Source organism: Natronococcus sp. (assembly GCF_047921035.1).
Lineage (GTDB): Archaea > Halobacteriota > Halobacteria > Halobacteriales > Natrialbaceae > Natronococcus.
The window spans coordinates 1-19,679 of sequence record NZ_JBLRWX010000071.1; the positions used below are offsets into that span (position 1 = coordinate 1).

General features: G+C 67.4%; 24 protein-coding genes. 15 read left to right on the top strand and 9 right to left on the bottom strand.

The annotated features are described in order from the left end of the window. On the bottom strand, nucleotides 1–1,068 hold a 1,068-nt coding region (locus tag ACNA7R_RS13965), incomplete at its 3' end, for a carboxyl transferase domain-containing protein (protein ID WP_416284168.1). Between the two features lie 250 nt (nucleotides 1,069–1,318). On the opposite strand from ACNA7R_RS13965, the gene ACNA7R_RS13970 reads away from it, so the two are divergent. Next, nucleotides 1,319–2,491 (top strand): hypothetical protein, encoded by a 1,173-nt coding sequence (locus ACNA7R_RS13970; RefSeq protein ID WP_416284169.1) that lies wholly within the window; start codon nucleotides 1,319–1,321, stop codon nucleotides 2,489–2,491. Nucleotides 2,492–2,519: 28 nt separating this feature from the next. Next, nucleotides 2,520–2,759 carry a hypothetical protein gene (locus ACNA7R_RS13975; protein WP_416284170.1) on the top strand — a complete coding sequence of 80 codons (240 nt, stop codon included), beginning with the start codon at nucleotides 2,520–2,522 and terminating at the stop codon, nucleotides 2,757–2,759. A gap of 16 nt (nucleotides 2,760–2,775) precedes the next feature. On the opposite strand, the gene ACNA7R_RS13980 is transcribed toward ACNA7R_RS13975, so the two are convergent. The 3 genes from ACNA7R_RS13980 to ACNA7R_RS13990 form a co-directional block, all read right to left on the bottom strand. Next, on the bottom strand, nucleotides 2,776–4,158 hold the full coding sequence (locus tag ACNA7R_RS13980; RefSeq protein ID WP_416284171.1) for an ADP-dependent glucokinase/phosphofructokinase: 1,383 nt from the start codon (nucleotides 4,156–4,158) through the stop codon (nucleotides 2,776–2,778). A 121-nt stretch (nucleotides 4,159–4,279) separates the two neighbouring features. Next, entirely contained in the window at nucleotides 4,280–5,149 is an 870-nt protein-coding gene (locus ACNA7R_RS13985) for a class 1 fructose-bisphosphatase (RefSeq protein ID WP_416284172.1), read from the bottom strand. Next, on the bottom strand, nucleotides 5,146–5,934 hold the full coding sequence (locus tag ACNA7R_RS13990; protein ID WP_416284173.1) for a class I fructose-bisphosphate aldolase: 789 nt from the start codon (nucleotides 5,932–5,934) through the stop codon (nucleotides 5,146–5,148). The genes ACNA7R_RS13985 and ACNA7R_RS13990 overlap by 4 nt, the downstream gene beginning before the upstream one ends. Before the next feature lie 211 nt (nucleotides 5,935–6,145). Between ACNA7R_RS13990 and ACNA7R_RS13995 the strand changes: the two genes are divergently transcribed. Continuing rightward, nucleotides 6,146–7,000, top strand: a complete 855-nt coding sequence (locus ACNA7R_RS13995) for a 3-hydroxyacyl-CoA dehydrogenase family protein (RefSeq protein ID WP_416284174.1) — start codon at nucleotides 6,146–6,148, stop codon at nucleotides 6,998–7,000. 66 nt (nucleotides 7,001–7,066) lie between these two features. Further along, entirely contained in the window at nucleotides 7,067–7,498 is a 432-nt protein-coding gene (locus ACNA7R_RS14000) for a hypothetical protein (protein WP_416284175.1), read from the top strand. Here ACNA7R_RS14000 and ACNA7R_RS14005 read toward each other — a convergent pair. Continuing rightward, nucleotides 7,495–8,541 (bottom strand): phytoene/squalene synthase family protein, encoded by a 1,047-nt coding sequence (locus ACNA7R_RS14005; protein WP_416284176.1) that lies wholly within the window; start codon nucleotides 8,539–8,541, stop codon nucleotides 7,495–7,497. The genes ACNA7R_RS14000 and ACNA7R_RS14005 overlap by 4 nt on opposite strands. Nucleotides 8,542–8,744: 203 nt before the next feature. Between ACNA7R_RS14005 and ACNA7R_RS14010 the strand changes: the two genes are divergently transcribed. Further along, nucleotides 8,745–9,890 carry an acyl-CoA dehydrogenase gene (locus ACNA7R_RS14010; protein WP_416284177.1) on the top strand — a complete coding sequence of 382 codons (1,146 nt, stop codon included), beginning with the start codon at nucleotides 8,745–8,747 and terminating at the stop codon, nucleotides 9,888–9,890. Nucleotides 9,891–9,899: 9 nt separating this feature from the next. On the opposite strand, the gene ACNA7R_RS14015 is transcribed toward ACNA7R_RS14010, so the two are convergent. Genes ACNA7R_RS14015 through ACNA7R_RS14025 form a run of 3 tightly spaced genes read right to left on the bottom strand, consistent with a single transcriptional unit; the run spans nucleotide 9,900 to nucleotide 11,396 of the window. Then, a complete protein-coding gene (locus ACNA7R_RS14015) occupies nucleotides 9,900–10,115 on the bottom strand; it encodes a hypothetical protein (protein WP_416284178.1) in 216 nt (71 codons plus the stop codon). Between the two features lie 29 nt (nucleotides 10,116–10,144). Then, on the bottom strand, nucleotides 10,145–10,432 hold the full coding sequence (locus ACNA7R_RS14020; protein ID WP_416284179.1) for a helix-turn-helix transcriptional regulator: 288 nt from the start codon (nucleotides 10,430–10,432) through the stop codon (nucleotides 10,145–10,147). 31 nt (nucleotides 10,433–10,463) lie between these two features. Continuing rightward, the gene (locus ACNA7R_RS14025) at nucleotides 10,464–11,396 is read right to left on the bottom strand and encodes a DUF3267 domain-containing protein (protein WP_416284180.1); all 933 of its coding nucleotides are present in this window, start codon (nucleotides 11,394–11,396) and stop codon (nucleotides 10,464–10,466) included. A gap of 88 nt (nucleotides 11,397–11,484) precedes the next feature. On the opposite strand from ACNA7R_RS14025, the gene ACNA7R_RS14030 reads away from it, so the two are divergent. The 5 genes from ACNA7R_RS14030 to ACNA7R_RS14050 all read left to right on the top strand — a co-directional run bounded on the left by ACNA7R_RS14030 (nucleotide 11,485) and on the right by ACNA7R_RS14050 (nucleotide 15,399). Next, nucleotides 11,485–11,790, top strand: coding sequence for a hypothetical protein (locus ACNA7R_RS14030; RefSeq protein WP_416284190.1), 306 nt, complete (start codon nucleotides 11,485–11,487; stop codon nucleotides 11,788–11,790). 115 nt (nucleotides 11,791–11,905) lie between these two features. Continuing rightward, nucleotides 11,906–13,345 (top strand): heme o synthase, encoded by a 1,440-nt coding sequence (locus ACNA7R_RS14035; RefSeq protein ID WP_416284181.1) that lies wholly within the window; start codon nucleotides 11,906–11,908, stop codon nucleotides 13,343–13,345. 159 nt (nucleotides 13,346–13,504) lie between these two features. Beyond that, nucleotides 13,505–13,852, top strand: a complete 348-nt coding sequence (locus ACNA7R_RS14040; protein ID WP_416284182.1) for a hypothetical protein — start codon at nucleotides 13,505–13,507, stop codon at nucleotides 13,850–13,852. Between the two features lie 107 nt (nucleotides 13,853–13,959). After that, on the top strand, nucleotides 13,960–14,601 hold the full coding sequence (locus ACNA7R_RS14045) for a DsbA family protein (protein ID WP_416284183.1): 642 nt from the start codon (nucleotides 13,960–13,962) through the stop codon (nucleotides 14,599–14,601). Between the two features lie 108 nt (nucleotides 14,602–14,709). Next, complete coding sequence (locus ACNA7R_RS14050) at nucleotides 14,710–15,399, top strand: competence/damage-inducible protein A (protein ID WP_416284184.1); 690 nt, start codon at nucleotides 14,710–14,712, stop codon at nucleotides 15,397–15,399. Between the two features lie 21 nt (nucleotides 15,400–15,420). Here the strand turns inward: ACNA7R_RS14050 and ACNA7R_RS14055 are convergent, their stop codons facing one another. Then, complete coding sequence (locus tag ACNA7R_RS14055) at nucleotides 15,421–15,546, bottom strand: hypothetical protein (RefSeq protein WP_416284185.1); 126 nt, start codon at nucleotides 15,544–15,546, stop codon at nucleotides 15,421–15,423. 96 nt (nucleotides 15,547–15,642) lie between these two features. Between ACNA7R_RS14055 and ACNA7R_RS14060 the strand changes: the two genes are divergently transcribed. The 5 genes from ACNA7R_RS14060 (at nucleotide 15,643) to ACNA7R_RS14080 (ending at nucleotide 19,592) form a co-directional block, all read left to right on the top strand. Continuing rightward, complete coding sequence (locus tag ACNA7R_RS14060; RefSeq protein ID WP_416284186.1) at nucleotides 15,643–16,749, top strand: ATP-NAD kinase family protein; 1,107 nt, start codon at nucleotides 15,643–15,645, stop codon at nucleotides 16,747–16,749. A 104-nt stretch (nucleotides 16,750–16,853) separates the two neighbouring features. After that, nucleotides 16,854–17,885: a PhoU domain-containing protein gene (locus ACNA7R_RS14065; protein ID WP_416284187.1), complete on the top strand. Its 1,032-nt coding sequence runs from the start codon at nucleotides 16,854–16,856 to the stop codon at nucleotides 17,883–17,885. Nucleotides 17,886–18,144: 259 nt separating this feature from the next. Next, a complete protein-coding gene (locus ACNA7R_RS14070) occupies nucleotides 18,145–19,002 on the top strand; it encodes a bile acid:sodium symporter (protein ID WP_416284188.1) in 858 nt (285 codons plus the stop codon). Between the two features lie 91 nt (nucleotides 19,003–19,093). Then, nucleotides 19,094–19,279, top strand: coding sequence for a hypothetical protein (locus ACNA7R_RS14075; protein ID WP_416284189.1), 186 nt, complete (start codon nucleotides 19,094–19,096; stop codon nucleotides 19,277–19,279). Between the two features lie 88 nt (nucleotides 19,280–19,367). Further along, nucleotides 19,368–19,592 (top strand): hypothetical protein, encoded by a 225-nt coding sequence (locus tag ACNA7R_RS14080; RefSeq protein ID WP_278292124.1) that lies wholly within the window; start codon nucleotides 19,368–19,370, stop codon nucleotides 19,590–19,592. Nucleotides 19,593–19,679 lie beyond the last annotated feature (87 nt).

Below are 19,679 nucleotides of genomic sequence, written 5' to 3' on the forward strand. Positions count from 1 at the left end.
TAGCGCCAGCACGGCCTGTTCTGAGCGCAGCAAGTCATGGACGACGGCCCCTCGCACGGCGAGCGCGACGTTGCCGTGCGCGCTGCTGCCATCGTGGGGATTGGCCGACATAACGAGGGCGACGAGTTCGCGGGCGTGTTCCTCGTCGCGGGCGACCAGATCGGCCGACCCCGACTCGCGGGCGTGGACCGCGGGCCCGCCGAGCTCCTCGAGGTCGATGTCCTCGCCGGTGACCATCTGCACCATTCGCGGGGAGGCGATCGCCATCGCGGACATCCCCTCGACCATGATCGTGAAGTCGGCGAAGACGGGCGTGTAAGCGGCCCCGGCGATACAGGGGCCGTAGAGCACGCAGATCTGTGGCACCCGGCCCGAGAGCATCGAGTGATTGTAGTAGTACTTCCCGATCCCCTCGCGATTGGCGAAAAAGCCCGTCTGCTGGTCGATCCGACCCCCGGAGGAGTCCATCAGGTAGAGCACGGGCTGGCCGGTCTTTAGCGCCCGCTGTTGCATCCGGAGGAACTTCTCGACGCCCTTCGCGGCCATGCTGCCGCGCTTGACGGTGTAGTCGTTGGCCATAAAGTGGACGTCCCGTCCCTCGAACTCCGCGGCGCCGGTGATGAGCCCGTCCGCGGGCAGCCGGTCGTCGGTCTCATCGTCGGCGTCGGCTCCGCGGGGGTGCCAGTCGTCGAACGCCGCGAACTTCCCGTCCTCGAACAGCAGGTCGCCGTCGTCGCCGCCGAACCACAGGTCGAGCCGGTCCCGGACGAACAGCTTCTCGCCGTCCTCGAGCTGCTCGCGGTACTTCTTCGGGCCGCCCTCGAGGATGTCCTCGATTTCGTCCCACAGCAGCGCCTCGCGGTCGGTCGGCTCGAGCGCGTCGGTTCGCCGGTCGTCGCTCGCGTCGTCGCCCGTCGGCTCGGGCCCCGACGACTCCTGGTGGGTCGCCGCCGGCTCGTCTCCGTCGCCGACGTACACCTCGACGTCGCTCCCGACGTGTTCGGCCAGCGCGGCCGCGATCGCGGCCGCCTCCTCGTCGGACGCCGTCGCAGCGATACGAACTTTCATGACAAAAATTGCGACGGGGGGTCCCAAAACCGTTTTCACTCGCCGGCGTCGGGATCCGACCACCGATCCCGTCGAAACGCCGGTTTCGGTGACTGTCCCGGATCGGAACCGGAATAGCACCTGCAGGCAGAATCGGTAACCTCTAACTTGCCCAACAACGTAGTAGCTTCCGATCCAACGGGTGTACGTGACGATTAGCTATGAGCACCCGGGGGGTACGCCGTAGAGTCACACCCGAGAGATCCGTAGTATGTCCGATGCGACCGCTTCCCGTTCCACAGATCGGCTCGCGAGGATCCGCGACCGCGTAGAGAAGGGGATGGACCGCCGCGAGTTCCTCCGAACCCTCGCTACCGGCGGGTACGCCCTCGGTATGGCTCATTTTCTCGGCGTCGAGGACTTTCTCGCGGCCGACGACGGCGAGGTTCCGGTCGTCACCGCGCTCGTCCGGACCGATCCCGACGACCCGTGGTCGCTCGAGGAGCGCACGGAGTACGTCCCCGCCGACTGGTACGCCGCGGTCGAGAAGGCCATCGAGCTGAACGACCGCCTCTCCCGGGCCGCCTTCACCGGCTATCTCGGCAGCGCGGTCGTTCCCGAACGGTACGACGACGGCGGCGCGGCGGTTTCGGTCGGCGTCTCGGGCGACCTCGATTCGATCCGGGACGCGGTCGGCGACCTCTCCGAGGGCGTCTCCCTGGACGTTCGAAAGATCGTCGACGTCGAAGCGGTCGAGGACGGTTCCGACCGCTACGAGCCGCGGATGGCCGAATCGCTCACCTCCAGCCGGGTCCCCGCCGGAATCGCCTGCGAGACCCCCTCGAGCCTGGCGACGCTCGGGCCGGCCATGTTCGACCCCGAGAGCCGCCAGCAGTACTTCGTCACGGCCGAACACGCCTTCGAGGACCAGAGCGAAGTCGACGGCGCGTTGCTCTCGCTCCCGGTCTCGGCCGAGGAGCCCGTCGAACTCGGTCCGGTCAGACACGCCTACCCCGTCGAGGACGTCGCCGCTATCGAACCGAACGGCAGCCTCTCCCCGTCGATGTGGATCGACGCCCCGGAGCCGGTTCGCGTGCGCGGCCAGCTGACGCGCTGGGGCCTGGCCGACCTCATCGCGCGAGACGAACGCCTCGAGAAGGTGGGCGCGCTGACAGGTCACACGACCGGCCGGGTCCAGGGGTTCGACGCGGTAACCTGTTTCACCGACGACTTCTGTCGGCGGGGCCAGATCCGCTGGGGCGGCGAGATGGACCTGACCGACGGCGACAGCGGCTCGGTCAGCTACTACGACGATCCCGAGGGCGACGAGGAGGACGTCCTCGTCGCGGGGTTCAACAACGCCCGCACCTGGTGGCCCGGTCAGAGCTACGTCTGGGGAGTCGCCGCCTACCGCGTCACCGAGCAGTACGGTTATCACTTCTGAGATGGAACCCGACACCACACACGCAGCGATGTCCGACGACCGACGCTCCCGACCGAGACGCGCGCTTGCCAGCCTCGCGGCGGCCGTCGGCGTCGGCACTCGCATCGCGGTCGACGCGCTCGTCGTGGGTCTCTGGGTGCTGTTCCTGACGCTGCTGTTCCTCTCGACGAACTGGCCCCGGTGGCTGTTCTACGTCCTCCTGCTCGGCGGGGTCGGGCTGTACGTCTCCATCACCGCCTGGTGGGGCGGTTCGTCGAACCGCAGCTGATCCGGACCGCCCGCGATCAGTCCTCGCCTTCGTCCCCGGCGACGGCGACCTCGAGCACGAAACTCGAGGCCGAGACGATGTCGCCGATCCCGACCGTCCCCGCGGGATCGGCGACGACGCGGTTGGGACAGGCGGCGACCGTCGGTTCGCAAAGCGTGCCGTCCTCGGCCCGTCCGTCGACGCGTGCCGCCAGCAGTTCGATCGCCTCTCGGCCCTTCCGCGAGAGTTCGTACTCGAGTCCCGTCTCGAGATCCTCGGATGCCGAGATGTGGCCGCGGGCGGCCTTGGCCGCGGCGTTGACCGCAGCGAACTCGAGTCCTCGCAGCAGGGCCTCCGGCGAGTGGTACGCGTCCGTCACGGCGAGGTGGTACTCCATGGCGTGTAACTGCACGCAGTCGACGCCGAGTTCCTCGCGCACCGCCTCGAGCATTCGGTAGTGGTCGAGTATCTCGTCCGGTTCGAACGGCGTCGCCTCCGACGGCGGTTCCTCGACGGCGCCCACCCCTGCGTCGTCGTGGAGCATCGTCAGCTCGTGGGCGTCCACGCCGACGACGTTCGCCACCGGCAGGATCAGCTCGTACATGCTCGCTCTGAGGTCGTCGTCGTGGGTGACGGCGTACTCGACGTGGATGTCGACGTCGGTAGCTGACCGAAGCCGACGGATGACGTCCCGGGCGTGGCGGTGTGTCTCCTCGTATCCCGTCTCGACGTGGTCGGGCGTGAGGTTGTGATAGCCCGCGAGGAGGGCGCCGTCGACGACCGCGCCGACCTGATCGATCGTCCCGTCGAGGTCCCCGGCTCGAAGGTCGAACTCCGGCGGTCTCGAGGCGGCGATGAACCGAGTGTCTTCGGTCGCCTCCACCCCGAAGAGTTCGTCGCCCTCCCCGAACTCGAACACCCAGTTGATCTTCGTTCGCTCGGCGTTTTCGGCCTCGGACAGGGGGACGTAGCCCACCCTGTCGTCCTCGATGACGGGGTAGCGCACCGCCTCGGGGTGGTCGAACATCGACAGCTGTCGCTCGGAGAGCAGGTACGTGTACGTGATCGGTGCCATCCCCAGCGCCGTGAGCAGGTTCGTCATGATCCCCGCCTGGCCGCCCATCTGCTGGGTGTCGGGTTCCAGGTCCGACTCGAGCGTGGCGGCGAACGTGTCGGTCGTGGCGATCTCGTCGCCGTGTCCGGCCGCCATCGTTCGCGCGATTGCCGCCGCGAGATCCCGCTTCGACTCGAGCGGCGTCGACGGCGTCGTCTCCCCGGGGTCGGAGGGCCGGTCGAGAAACGATTCCAGCTCCTCGTCGACCCGAACGATCGCGTCGACGTTCGCGTTGTAGGCGACGAACACCGGCAGCGCCTCGAGGACGTCGAGATCCCGCTCCAGTCGGGCGTAGGCGTCCCTCATTGCACGGCTCTCCCAGACGCAGCGGGATAATCCTGTGCGTGTCCGGGGTTTCACGGCGCTCGCGTCCGTCTCCGAACGCGACGTCGACCTTCCGGGAGCAAAAAGTTAGACTGCGTCTCGATTACTCGAGGGCGTCCTCGAGGCGGTCGATCAGCTCGTCGTTGCCGACGTGCAGCGGCACGCGGTCGTGGAGGTCGTCCGGTTCGACCTCGAGGATCGACTGGCTCCCGTCGGTAGAGCTGCCGCCCGAGGTCTCGATGAGGTGTGCGATCGGGTTCCCCTCGAACTGCAGGCGGAGCTTGCCTCGGGGGTTGCCCTCGAGGGCGGGGTAGGCGAAGATCCCGCCGTAAGTGAGCACCTGGTTGACGTCGCCGATCATCGCGCCGCCGTAGCGGAGCTTGTGGTCCGGATCGGACTCGATCTCGCGGACGTAGGCCTCGAACTCGTCCGACCAGTGGGGGACGCGCCCGCCGAAGCCGTAGACGAGGGGATCGTCGGGGAGGGTGACGTCGTCGTCGACGAGGGTCCGGTCCTCGCCCGTTAGCTCGTACTTTTCGACGACCCCGTCTCGGGCGAGCGCCATCGTCGTGATCGGTCCGTAGAGGATCCATCCCGAGGCGACGAGCGAGGTTCCCGGCGCGGGAAGGGGTTCGTCGTAGATCCCGAACACCGTCCCCATCGTGTTGTTCGATTTGAGGTTCGAGGAGCCGTCGAGGGGATCGACGCCGACAGAGAGCCCGTCCTCGTCGCCGCAGTCGATCGTCTCCTGGCGCTCCTCGCTTCCGTACTGGCGGACCCCATCGATCGACGAGATGCGGTCGGCCAGCAGGTCGTCGGCCCAGACGTCGGCCTCGGCCTGGGTCTCCCCGCTCGGGTTCGTCCCGTCGGCGTCCTCGCGCCGGCCGACGAGCCCCTCCCTGATCTCGGTCGCCGACCGGGCGATCGTCTCGATTACCTCGTCGACCGCGCGACCGTCGTCGCGTCCGGTCATTCCTCGAGGGCGGCGTCGGCCGTCTCCTCCTCGAAGATGACCTTCTCGAGGGCGTCGAGGAGCCGGGTGGGGTCCTCGCGCTGCCAGACGTTACGGCCGACGGCCAGTCCCTTCGCGCCGGCGTTGACGGCGGCCTCGACGGTCGAGAGGAACTCGTAGTCCGAGGTCTTCGAGCCGCCACTCATGACGACGTTCATATCGCCGGCACATCTGCAGGCGTGTTCCATCGCCTCGGGGTCGCCAGGGTACTTGACCTTCGCGATGTCGGCGCCCAGCTCGAGGCCGAGCCGGGTCGCGTAGGAGATGGTGCTCGGCTTGGTGTCGTTTTTCAGCCCCTGGCCGCGGGGGTACGACCACATGACGACCGGGAGGTCGTGCTCGCGAGCGTCCTCCTGGACGTCGCGGAACTCCTCGGCCATCTCGACCTCGTGGTTCGAACCGCCGTAGAGCGTGAAACCGATAGCGTCGGCGCCGAGTTCGGCCGCGTAGTCGACCGAGCAGTTCACGGCGGAGTCGTACTCGCCCATCCAGAGGTTCGAGGTGCCGTTTACCTTCAACAGGAGGTTGACGTCGTCCTCGTAGCTGGGGTAGTACCCCTCCGCGATCCCCTTCTGGACGGCCATGCAGGTGACGGCGTCGTGGGTCGCCGTCTCGAACACCGTCGACGGGTCGAGCTTCTCCGGGACGTCCTCGAAGTCGACCGGGCCGTGCTCGAGGCCGTGGTCCATCGCGAGAATCAGTGACTTGCCGTCGCGAACGATCGGAGAGTCGTCGATCGGAATCATCTGTTAGACGGTCCACCGTGTCGGTATATATCTCTGGTGGTCTGCCTGATATAAATTACTTACAGTCGTAGTAAGCGACGCTCTCGGCCGACGACCGTCCGAAACCGTCCTCGCCCGGGTATGTCATAGTTACTATATTTCACCCGACTCGAGCGACGGATTCACACGATCGATCGGCACGTTTACGATGCCGATGGGTGAAGGCGGGCGTATGGTACGGGACCAGATCGACCGCATCGGCGTCGTCGGCGCGGGAACGATGGGCAGCGGCATCGCACAGGTCGCCGCGACGACCGGCTACGACGTCGTGCTCCGGGACATCGAACGGGAGTTCGTCGAGAGCGGGTTCGAGACGATCGAGGACAGCCTCGGTCGCCTCGAGAGTCGGGACGCTCTCGAGGAGGATCCCGAGACGATTCGTGGCCGGATCGAGGGGACGACGGCCATCGACGAACTCGGCGACTGCGACCTCGTCGTCGAGGCCGCCCTCGAGGAAATGGACGTCAAACGGGAGATCTTCGCGGAACTCGAGCGAGTCTGCGACGAGGACGTCCTGCTGGCGACGAACACGAGCACGCTCTCGATCACCTCGATCGCCGCCGAACTCGACCGCCCGGAACGCGTGATCGGCCTGCACTTCATGAACCCCGTCCCGATCATGGAGGGCGTCGAGGTCGTCGTCGGCGAGAAGACGACCGAGGACGCGACCGAACTGGCTCACGACCTCGCCGAGGAGCTGGGGAAGACGACCTGGGAGTCCGACGACAAACCCGGGTTCGTCACGAACCGGATTCTGATGCCCTGGATCAACGAGGGGATCCGGGCCTACGACGAGGGGGTCGCGACGAAGGAGGATATCGACGCCGGCATGGAACTCGGCACGAACGTCCCGATGGGCCCGCTCACGCTGGCCGATCACATCGGGCTCGATATCTGTCTGCACGCCTCCGAGACCCTCCACGAGGAGCTCGGCGACCGGTACAAACCGGCCTACCTGCTCAAGCGGAAGGTCGAGGCCGGCGACCTCGGAAAGAAGACGGGCGAGGGGTTCTACGACTACGAGTGACGAGCAGCCGTCGACCCGGCAGCGTGCGCGGCAAGCTTTTTATCAGACCGCGAGAACGGACGATCGATGCCCGGCTACAGCCGTCGTCGGCTCCTCGAAGCGGGTGCGACCGGCACCGTGACGGCCCTCGCTGGCGGATACGCGTGGAACCGGTACGCGACGCGACACCACCTCCGATTCCGACCGCTCGAGGCCGTCAACGAGACCGCTGACTCCCTCACGCTCCAGTTCGCCGTCGAGGGAAACGGGATCGAAGCCCACCGAACGGTCCGGCTGGCGCCGGCGGGCGAGGCGGGGCCGACCCACCTTCCGGGCCGGTGGTTGAAGAGCGCAGCCGAGTGGACCGTCAGCGCCGAGTACGAGGGTGAGACGCTCGAGATCCGGGCCAGCGAGATCACCGAGCGACTCGAGGGGGCGGGCTGGGGGCCGGATTGCGCACGCGTCGCGCTGGTCGTAACGGCGACCGGCGGACTGGAAACGCGGGTCGGGCCCTGTTAGCGGTGCAGCGGCTTTTCGGCGATCTCCCGGCGGAGATCCTGCAGCTGAGCGCGGGAGACGCCGTCCTCGAACTGCTGGATGACGGCGAACACCTCCGCGCGGGAGATCTTCACGTCGCCCTCGCGGACGACGTCTTCGGGTCGTTCCTGGAGTTCCCGCAAGGTGCCGACCGCGAGCAGGTAGGGGATCGCCCAGGCCGAGAGCCGGTTGCCGTGGCGCTCGGGGACGACCTCGAGGTAGCGGTGGGCGTCGTCGAGGTAGTTCTCCGCGCGGCCGGTCACTCGCTGGATGACGTTGGTGACGCCGCGCTGGTTGTCGGGCGCGGTCACGGCCTCGACGTCGACGTTCTCCTCGGCCAGCCACTCCTCGGGGAGGTAGACGTTGTTCTCCTCGTGGTAGTCGCTCTCGACGTCCTTGGCGATGTTGACCAGCTGCAAGAGGAGGGCAAAGGAGCGAGCGTTCTTGCGCATCTCCTCGGCCCGGTCGGGCGAGGCGCTGCGGGCGACGAGCCCGGTGATCAGAGTGCCGACCGTGCCGGCGGCGTACCAGCAGTACTCCTCGAGCTCCTCGAGGGTCTGCAGGCGCAGGCCGCCCTCGTCGGCGTACCGATCGGTGAACATCGCCATCCCGTCGACGAGTTCGCGGACCGGTTCGCGCATGATCTCGCGGGGCTCCTCGTCGAGGGCCTCGAACGTTCGTAGCACGCGGGGCGTCTCGGCGACGACCTCCCAGTCCGCGTTCGGATCCTCGGGGAGCCAGGGCTCGACGTCGGCCATGAACTCCGCGACTTCGAGCGGGTCCGCGGGGTCGAGCAGTCGGTCGTACGCGCTCAACAGCTCGGTCTGGGTCTCGGGAGGAATGTGACCCGCGTCTTCGATCGTATCCGCGACCCGACAGAGGAGATAGCCGAGACAAATGTGTCTCGCCATCGGTTCGTCGAGACGATCGATCGTGATCGAGAAGGTCCGAGAGACCCCGTGCACCGCCTCGTAGCACCACTCGAGGTCGGCATCGAGGTTTGTTTCAGGCTGGCCCGTTGTCATCTACTCGATACGGTTTCGTTCCCATCCCGGAAAAGCGCCGCGGTCGCGGCGCGTCGTTCCGTTACGAGTTCTCGCGGAGCCGACCGGTCATCGAACCCGTCCGGAGCGGTCGGCTCGGCGCCCGGAAACGCCGAACGATGCGCTCGGAGTTGCCGCTCGACCGGAGAGACAATAATAAATAATCAACCTCGCAATATCTGCGTATGGAGTTTGCACTCTCGGCCGAGCAGCGCCAGATTCGGGACATGGTCTCGGAGTTCGTCGACGAGGAGGTCGTCCCCGTCGCGAGCGAGATCGATCACGACGACGAGTTCCCCGCCGACCTCGTCGACGAGATGGCCGAACTGGGGCTGATGGGGATGCCGTTCCCCGAGGAGTACGGCGGCGCCGGACTGGACTACCACTCCTACGCGATCGGCCTCGAGGAGATTTCGCGAGGCTCGGGCGGGCTGGGAACGGTCGTCGCCGCCCACACCTCGCTCGCCGGAAACATGCTCTACGAGTTCGGCGACGAGGCCCAGAAGGAGGAGTACCTGATGCCGCTGGCCGAAGGCAGCGACGTCGGCGCGTTCGCGCTCTCGGAGGCCGGCGCGGGTAGCGACGTCCCGGCGATGGAGACGACCGCTGAGAAGGACGGCGACGAATACGTTATCGACGGCGGCAAGCTCTGGATCTCGAACGGCTCGGTCGCCGACACCGTCACCGTCTTCGCCAAGACCGACCCCGACGCGGGCAACAAGGGGATCTCGTCGTTCGTCGTCCGTCCCGAGGAGGACGACGGCTTCATCGTGGAGGGGACGGAGGAGAAACTCGGCGATAAGGGCTGTCCGACCGCCGAACTGCGCTTCGACGACCTTCGGATCTCCGAAGACCGCCTGCTCGGCGAGGAGGGCGAGGGGTTCGTCCAGGCGTTGAAGACCCTCAATGGGGGACGGATCACCATCGCGGCCCGCGGCGTCGGTATCGCTCGCGCGGCCCTCGACGAGGCTCGAGAGTACGCCAACGAACGCGAGCAGTTCGACCAGCCGATCGGCGAGTTCCAGTCGATCAAACACAAGCTCGCGGACATGGACACGAAGATCCAGGCCGCGAAGCTACTCATGCACAAGGCTGCGGACAGAAAGATCCGCGGCGAGGACTACATCAAAGCCTCCGCGCAGGCCAAGCTCTACGCCTCCGAGGTGAGCCGCGAGGTCGCAAACGAGGGCATCCAGATCCACGGCGGCTACGGTTACACCAAGGACTTCCCCGCCGAGCGATTCTACCGCGACGCCAAGTTGAACGAGATCTACGAGGGGACGAGCGAAGTGCTGCGGAACACGATCGGCGACCAGGTCCTCGAGGAGTAGCCCCTCTCGTCAGTCGGTGCTTGTCTTCGCGTCCTCGCCCGCGCCCGCGCTCGGCGTCGTCATTGCGTAGGGGATCGTTACGGCGGCCAGGATCGCTGCCGCGAACACCGATCCGAGGATCGCGTCCGAACCGAGCGCGGTCGCCAGACCCAGCGCGGCGCCCACGAGAATCACGAGCAGCAGGATGATCGCGTTTAACTGTCGCTTCAGACGAGTGTCAACCATGCTTACCTCTAGACGATCAGTCATATATGCTATTCGGCCGTCCCCTCGAGACACGCCCGCACCCACTCGCCGTGCTCGCGGACCCGCCGGTCTCCCGCCTCGGTCAGGGCGTAGACGTCGTGGAGTCCCTCCGTTCGCTTCTCGACGAAGCCGGCCTCGACCAGCGCCGACAGGGAGCCGTAGAACGATTTGGGCTCGAGGCGGTCGTCGTAGTGGGACTCGAGGCGGGACTTGAGTTGCTGGCCGCGCAGTTCGCCCTCGGCCGCGAGCAGGAAGCAGAGATCCCGCCGGCGACCACTCTGGAGCCACTTGCTCATACCGATCGGTCGATCCGCGCTCGCTCGAGCGTTACGGTTTCGCGAACCCGACACGGACGGTGTCGGCGAGCGCCCAGACGAACCCCCCGCCGACGGCGATTGCGGCGAGATACCGGGAGCCGACCTCGAGGACGACGATTCCCGCGTGTAGCTCGTGGCGAAGCAGCGTCCACCCGCCGAGGTCGACGACGACGGTTCCCGTGCCGACCGCGAGCGATCGAAAGACCAGCCCGACCAGGATCGCCGCGAGCGCGACCGCCGTTCCCGCGGTGCCGACGGCGGTCCGCGAGAGGAACTCGGGTCCGGGACGTCGTTCGGCGGGGTCCCGTTCGGACCCGTCCGCGCCTTCGGGGGCGTAGATCCCGAACCCTCGAGCGCCCGCTCGCGGGTGATCGCCGACGCGCACGTCGGCCGGATACCGCCAGAGTGCGAGCGCCATCCAGAGGTCGCCGACCGAACCCGCCGCGTTGACCGCCAGCGGGACGATCCAGATCGGAGACGGACGGATCGCCGTCGCGACCAGCCCCGCCGCGGTGACGACCGCGAGGGGCGCCAGGAGGACGATCAGAAGCTGGTTTCGGCCGTAGCTGGCGGCGCCCCCTCGAGCGTAGGCGTATGGAAAGACGAGCGAAACGCCGACCCCGTAGGACGGCGAGTCGCCGTAGCGGGCCATGAACAGCCCGTGGACGAGTTCGTGGGCGACGACCGCGAACAGCCCGAGTCCGACCGCGCCGAGCAGGGTCGGGGCGCCGTACGACAGCGTGGCGGTCGAGAGAACGATCGGCTCGAGGGACGCCCCGTAGATCGCGGCGAGGACGGCGCCGAACGCGTAGGCCGACGCGAAGAAGCCGACGACCGAGACGAGGACCAATCCGACGGCGATCGGCCGGGTGAGCCGAACCGTCTCGATCGGCTCGAGGGGGGCTCCGTCGGTCGCGGTCCCGTTCGGTGTCGCGACTGACACGTCCTTCCCTCTCGCGAGCGACCCGAAAGCGGTGTCGGTCGTCGTCGAAACCGACAGCTTCCCGGTGGTCGGCCCCGCAGATGGCGGTATGACCGACGGCGACCGAACTGCCGAGGCCAGCGGAATCAGGGCCAGCTACGAGGAGACCGACGGCGAGCGACGGCTCTCCTTCGAGACGACCGACGCGGCTGCGGGGGCCCGAGCCGGCTCGACCGCGGCGATCGCCCAGAACCTCGAGGGGTACGCCATGCTGAAGGTGCGGCCGACGGCGGACGGCGACGAACTCGAGCGCTACTACGGGTTCGACGTGGCGCTCGATCACGTCGGCGAGCTACTCGGCGTTTCGCCCCGCGAGCTGCCGATCCCGAGTGCAGCCGCGGACATGGGGATGTAAGCGGGTACCGCAGTTGTTCGGCCGGAACCCGAACGGGCTCGAGCGAGCGGGTTCGACGGCGAAAAAAGCGGGAACCCTAAATACGCAGAGTCGAACGGTGTAGACGAAAATAGCCGTGGCAACCGACCCGTTCCCTCGTCCGATTCGGACGCGTCGTCGCTTCTCAGCACTGCTCGCAGCGACCGCGCTCGGCGTCTACCTGCTGTTGATCATCGGAGCCACGACGTCGATCACCAACGCGGCGACGGCGTGTTCGACGTGGCCGACCTGCCACGCGCCCGTCGATCCGCTAAGCCAGACCGATCTGGCGATCGCCTGGGGCCACCGGATCGCCGCCGTCCTCGTCGGCCTGCTCGTGGCCGCCTCCGCCGTCGCCGCCCTGTTCGGAACGGCCTCGAGCCGCGTTACGGCCGCCCTGATCGCCGGCGGTGCCCTCTACGTCGTCCAGGTCGGCGTTGGCGCCGCGACCGCGACGCTCGGCCCCGCCGCGATCGTTCCCGGACTCCACCTCACGCTGGGGGTCGTGATCTTCACGGCCGTCGTCCTCGCGCTCGCCTGGGACCTCGAGCTGGCGACCGGTAGCGAGGACGACGTCATGGAGCCCCCGGAGCCGATCGATCCCGAGCCGGCCACGGCGGCAGAGGGTGGCCGAACGCTTCCCTCGAGCCGGCTCGCCCGCGCCCGGCTGACCGCTTTCGCGTACTTCAAGATGATGAAGCCCCGCCTGATGTGGCTGCTCTGTCTGGTCGCCGCCGCGGGGATGGCCCTGGCCGCCGGCCCCGCGCTCGATCGCTACACGATCGTCGCCACGCTCGGCGGCGGGGTCCTCGCGATCGGCGCCTCCGGAACGTTCAACCACGTCCTCGAGCGCGACGTCGACCAGCGGATGTCCCGCACGGCCGATCGGCCGCTGGCGACCGACCTGATCCCGGTTCGTAACGCCCTGCTGTTCGGCTTCTTCCTGTCGGCGGCCTCGATGGCCGTCTTCCTGACGATCAACGCGCTCGCGGCCGCGCTCGGTCTCGCCGCGATTATCTTCTACAGCGTCGTCTACACGCTGTTGCTCAAACCCAACACCGTCCAGAACACGGTTATCGGCGGCGCCGCGGGCGCGCTCCCGGCCCTGATCGGCTGGGCCGCAGTCACCAACGAGATCGGCCTCCCCGGGCTCGCGCTCGCCGGCGTCATCTTCCTCTGGACGCCGGCGCACTTTTATAACCTCGCGCTGGCGTACAAGGACGACTACGCCCGCGGCGGATTCCCGATGATGCCCGTGGTCCGGGGCGAGACCGAGACCCGGAAACACATCGTCTACTACATCGCCGCGACGCTCGCCGGAACCGTGGCGCTGGCCTGGATCACCGAACTCGGTGCGCTGTACGCGGCGACCGTCGTCGTCTTCGGCGGGATCTTCCTCTGGGCGGCCGTCGTGCTCCACTTCGAACAGACCGAATCCGCAGCGTTTCGGGCGTTCCACGCTTCGAACGCGTTCCTCGGCGCGGTGCTGGTCGCGATCCTCGTCGACGCGCTCGTGTTGACGACGCCGGTGTTCTGATACGGTTTACTGTAAGTCATTACCGGCGCAACCGCGACCCGTGCGGCGGTTGCGCCGGTAAATCGTTACAGCAATCCGTATGAGCCGTCGTCTCCGACCCCGATCGGGCACGTGCAGGCGATATTCTCACTACCAGCCGCCGCGGAACACGGACGGCGTATGGTATTCGTCACCACGTTCGTCGTCAGTCTCGCGACCGGCGGGCTGGGGGTCTACCTCGGCGCGCGGCTCGTCCTCGGATCGGACGACCGTCTCAACGCGGTCGTCACGGGGCTGCTCGGTGCCGTCGTCCTGGTCGGCGGGGGACTGCTGTTCGGCTGGGTGCCGGTTCTGGGCCAGCTCGCGCTGTTTTTCGTCTACGTCGCGACGGTCCGCCACCGCTACCCGGCCGACTGGGTCGATGCGGCGAAGGTGTCGGGTATCGCTTGGCTCACCGTCGTCGTCGTGCTGGCGCTGCTCGCGGCCGCTGGCGTCGTGACCCTCGAGGTCGTCGGGATGCCCGGTTGACCGGCGCCTCGAACCGCGTCGATCGTCGCCCTCGAGAGCGGACGTTTTCGCGGTCGACCGCGCAGAAACGGTATCCATAACAGTCCGCTCTCCGTAGCGATTGCCGAATGAACCGCCGCTCGTTTCTCACTGCTACTGCCGCGACCGGTTCGGTCGCGATCGCGGGTTGCACGGCGATTTTTAGCGCGTCGCTTCCCGACGAACTCGAGGACGTCGAGCCCGACGCCGACCAGCTTCCGACGCCGACGATCGGTTCGGGCGACGTTTCGATCGACGTCTACGAGGATCTCGCCTGTCCGAGCTGCCAGGAGTTCCAGGCCGACGTCTTTCCGGAACTCGAGGCCCGCGTCCTCGAGGACGGGGCAACCTACCGCCACCACGACTTCCCGTTGCCGGCCGACGAGGACCGGTCGGTTCCGATGGCCAACGCCGCCCGTGCGGTCCAGGCGGCGACCGGAACCGACGACGATCCAGGAGAGTTCTTCGACTACAAGCGCGCGGTGATGGACGCGGGGACGGCTGGCGACGAGGAGCTGGTCGAAATCGCCGACGCGGCGGTCGACGTCGATTCCTCGGTCGTCGCTGACGCCCTCGAGGAGGGGACCTACTACCCGACGCTGGCCGCCGAGTGGGAGGCCGCCGACGACCGAGGCGTCGACCGCACGCCGACGGTGTTCGTCGACGACGAGGCGGTCGAGGATCCCCTCGACGCCGACGAGGTCGTCGCGACGGTCGAGGACGCCGCGTAGCGACAGCGAGTGTCGTGGGTCGGCTGAACGGTTTTCTTTTCCTGTGAGCGGGAACGGAGATCGACGGGTTGCGGGACCCATTTGAACCGTCGGTTCGAAAGCTACGATATGAACGTCGCGGTCGTGACCGTCGGGGACGAACTGCTCGCCGGACGGACGACGAACACCAACGCCACCTGGCTCTGCGAGCGGCTCGCGGACCGGGGCGTGACCGTCGAACGCGTGACGACCGTGCCCGACCGGGTCGAGGACATCTCGACCGTCGTCGGCGACTACAGCGAGGCCTACGACGCGGTCGTCGTCACGGGCGGGCTCGGGCCGACTCACGACGACGTCACGATGGAGGGGATCGCGGCGACGTTCGACCGCGAACTCGAGACCGACGAGACCGCCCTCGAGTGGCTCGAGGAGCACGGCTACTCGCGGGCGGATCTCACGACGGGCACGGCCGACCTGCCGGCGGGCTCGCGGCCGCTGCACAACGAGGCGGGGGTCGCACCCGGCGCGGTCCTCGAGAACGTCTACGTCCTTCCGGGGGTTCCCGCCGAGATGCGGGCGATGTTCGAGACGGTCGCCGAGGAGTTCGCGGGAACTCGAGTGTACCGGGGGACCGTCGTCGCCGACGAACCCGAGAGCGCGCTGCTCGATCGACTCGAGGCGCTCCGCGAGGAGTTCGACGTCTCGGTGGGGAGCTACCCCGGCGAGTCGGTCAGGCTCGAACTCTCCGGCCCCGACGAGGAGACGGTCACGGCGGCGACGGCGTGGCTCCGCGAGCGAGTGGAGACGGTCGAGGAGTAGCGAGCGGCGGGGAGCGGACGGCTATCGGTAGAGGTACGCCATCCAGACGATCGTCACGGCGAGACTCAGCAGGAGCGTTCCCCAGCCGACGATATCCATGGGAAGCGTCGGTTCGGCCTCGAGCACGACGGCAATCAGTTCGTTCATGTCTCGCGGTCGGTTCCGATCCCTCTTAGTCTTTCAGAAAACGTGTCGTTCGGTGAAAAGCCACATGCCTTTGGTCGCCGCCTCCGAAGGCTCGCTATGGACACGATCGGCGTCGTCGTCAACCCGATCGCCGGTATGGGCGGGCGGGTCGGACTGAAGGGAACCGACGGGAAGGTCGCGGAGGCTCGACAGCGCGGCGCGACCACGCGGGCGCCCGAGCGGGCGCGTCGGGCACTCGAGGTGCTGTCCCGAGAAGCCGACGACCTGACGGTGTATACGGCCGCGGGGCCGATGGGCGAGGACGCGGCTCGAGACGCCGGCCTCGATCCCGAGGTCGTCTACGATCCCTGGAACGACTCGACCGAGGGACCGCCAGCTGATCCCGGCGAGGCCGAGACGACCGCCGGGGACACGCGGGCGGCCGTCCGGGTGTTTCTCGAGCGAGGGGTCGATCTCGTCCTGTTCGTCGGCGGCGACGGGACGGCCGTCGACGTCGCCGAGGTGCTCGAGGAGCGGAGTAACGAAACGCCGATGCTCGGCGTGCCAGCGGGGGTCAAAATCTACTCCTCGGTGTTCGCCGTCACCCCCAGAGACGCCGGCCGGATCGCGGCCGGCTTCGACGCGGTCGAACCCCGCGAGGTCAACGACATCGACGAGGCGGCCTACCGAGAGGGCGAGGTTCGCTCCGAGCTACGGGCCGTCGTCCCGGTGCCGGTCGCGCCGGACGTCCAGTCGGGCAAGCAGGTCTCGAGCGGCAGCACCGAATCGCTGGCGGCCGGCTTCGCTCGCGAAATCGAGGACGGCCGGACCTACGTGTTCGGGCCCGGGGGGACGGTGGGAGCGATCGAGGCCGAACTCGGGATCGACGCCTCCCCGCTCGGGGTCGACGTCTGGCGCGACGGCGAGGTGCTCGCGCGCGACGCCGCGGAAGCGGAGCTCCTCGAGGTCCTCGAGGATCCCGCCACGATCGTCGTCTCGCCGATCGGCGGCCAGGGGTTCGTCTTCGGGCGGGGCAACCACCAGCTCTCGCCCGCCGTCATCGAGCGGGCCGACGAGATCGCGGTCGTCGCCGCCGGCGAGAAGCTGGACGCGATCGACGCGCTCCGGGTCGACACCGACGACGACGAACTCGACGAGGAGTTGCGTGGCTGGATGAAGGTGCGAACGGGACGGTTCACGACGCGGCTCGTGAAGGTTGTTTAAGGAGCACCCCCTTCGACGGGTTCTATGACAACGATATTACTATCGGGTGCGAATATACTGTGTGTATAGTCAGGATTAAGGTGTCCTCTAGCCTATCCCGGCACATGGAAACGCGGAAAGTGCAGCGACTCGGTCCGTCGACGCTTGCGATGACCCTTCCTGCGGAGTGGGCATCCGAACACGACGTCGAGAAGGGCGACGAGGTGACGATTCGGACCAGCGGCAAGGGAACGCTGACGGTGATGCCCGAGTCGGCCAACACCGAGGAGACGGAGGCGACGATCCACGTCGACAACCTCGACGCGGCCGCCGTCGAGCGGGCGATCGTCGCCCAGTACGTCCTCGGCCGGCGAGTGATCCGAATCCAGTGTGAGGACGGCGCCCTCGAGTCCGAACACATCAACGCGGTCTACCAGGCCGAAACCCAGCTGATGGGGCTGGGCGTAATCGAGGAGACCCCCGAGAACATCTCGATCCGCTGCTCGGTCGACCCCGAGGACTTCACTCTCGACAACCTCCTCGAGCGCCTCGAGCGAACCGGACGGACGATGCGCGGCGAGGCGATCAAGGCGCTGGCTCACGGCAACCCGGATCTCGCTCAGCGGGCCCTGAACCGCGAACGGCAGGCCAACAAGATCTTCGTGCTCCTGTTGCGCCTGATCTTCACCGCCTACCAGAACCCGAACCTCGCGCGGGCGGTCGGGCTCAACAGCGGCTTCCCGCTGATCGGCTACCGCTCGATCGCGAAGAACCTCGAGCTGACGGCCGACAACGCCGAGGACATCGCGGACATCGTCATGGAGACCGAGGGCCACACCCTCGACATCGATAGCTCCGTCATGCGCGACATCCGGGAGCTGAACGAGACGGTCGACGAGATCACCTCGCTGGCGGTCGAGGCCGCCGTCGAGCGGGATTACGACAAGTCCAACGAGGTCCGGTCGCTGTTTCACGAGATCGCCGACCGCGAGGACGAGATCCTCGCCGAACTCCCCGAGATGGCCAACGAGGACCTGCTGCGGGTTCGCGAGGTGCTGGTCAGCCTCCAGCAGACCGCCCAGTACGCGATGCGAAACGCCGAGATCTCGGCGAACCTCGCGCTCAACGAGGAGTCCGAGCACACGACGATCAGCTGATCGGCCTCCGGAGTGCGGTCCGTCGGCGTCCGGCCGTCGCCTCCTCTGTTTCGGTCCCGGCGACCCTGTGCGTTCGCGTCGGGGGCACCTTCCCTCGAGCCGGGATCGAGATCGGCGTCCAGGAGTATTCCTCACCAATTTAAATCGTGTATTGGTCGAGTGAAAAGATACATATACGGCCGTTCCAATACTCGCTGTCATCGTCCGACACATCGCCCGTCTCCGGAACGCCGTCCGATCGCAAAGCACGCTCCTGGTCGTGATCGGCGCCACGCTCGCGGGCGTCGCCTACCCGACGCTCGCCGCCCCCCTCCAGCCGCTCCTACCGGTGCTCGTCGCGGGGCTGATCTTTACCGGATTTTACGGATTCAGCCTCGACGAGGCCGCGGACCAGCGCGTCTCGCTGCCCGTCGTCGCCTCCTTGCTCTGTCTCTACCTGCTCGTTCCGGTCGCGCTGTACCCCGTCGCCGCCGCGGTGCTCTCCGGGGAGATGTTGCTGGGCGTCCTCGTGGTCCTCTCGGCGCCGCTGGCGGCCGGGAGCTCGATCATCTGGACGCGTCTGAGCGGCGGGAACACGGTCCTGACGACGATCGTCGTCCTCGCCTCGATGCTGCTCGCGCCGCTGGTCATGCCCTCGCTCATCACGCTGTTCGCCGACTCGGCGGTCGAGGTGTCGGCCTCCGAGCTGATCCTCGAACTCGGTGCGATCGTCCTCGCGGGCGGCGCGCTCGCGTCCGTCGTCCCCGAGGGCTCGGTCTCCGAGAGCCAGCTCGACGGGTTCTCGATCGTCACGATCGGCGCCCTGATCTACGCCGGCGTCGGCGGCTCGACGCTCTCGCTTTCGCCCTCCCAGCTCGCGTTCGTCGGCGCGATCGGGGCCGCGGCGATCGGTCTCAGCGCGGCGGTCGCGTACGGGCTGTACGCACGCGGGATGCGACAGGACGACTGCGTCACCGTGCTGTTCTCGAGTTCGATGAAGAACATGAGCGTCTCGGTGATGATCGGCGCGGTGCTGGGCGGGGGGACGATCGTCGCCAGCATCACCGCCTTCTACGTCGTCCAGCAGCTCGTGAGCAGTTCCCTGGTTCGTCACCTCGACGCCTCCGTCGGCGGATAGTCCCACCCCGGTGTCGGCGGCCCGAACGCGGCCTACCCGTCCGCTTGCGCGAATGAAAGCAATTAAGCGACGCCACTCGGAACCCTCGAGCATGGCTACGCAATCGGAGTCGACGGACAAGGGCCTGGGACTGGCGCTTGCACTCGGTGCGGTGGCAACCATCGGCGCGCTCGGCATGCTGGTCGGCGCCCCGGATATCGAAGCCGCGTGGGGCTTTGCCGGCGCGATGCTGTTTAGCTCGCTGGCGGTCGTCGCCATCCACCTCTACTGGGACTGACGGGCCGACCGACATGTCGTTCGATACCGTCCCTCGAGAGCCGCCATCAAACGTTAATACCGACGACGACCTAGGACCTGTACGGACGATGACGAACTACTCCGACGAAGAGCAGCGTATTCTCTCGTACCTCCGGGAGAGCGCCGCCCGCGGCGAGCAGTACTTCCGGGCGAAAAACATCGCGGAGGCGATCGGCCTCTCGTCGAAGCAGGTTGGCGCCCGCCTCCCCCATCTCGCCGAGAAGTCAGACGAGGTCGACATCGAGAAGTGGGGCCGTGCCCGGTCGACGACCTGGCGCGTCACCGTCAGCTGAGACGGGTCGTCTGATACGGATTGCTGTAACTATTTACCGCCGATCGCCAGAACGGGGTCGGCGATCGGCGGTAATTGACTACAGTAA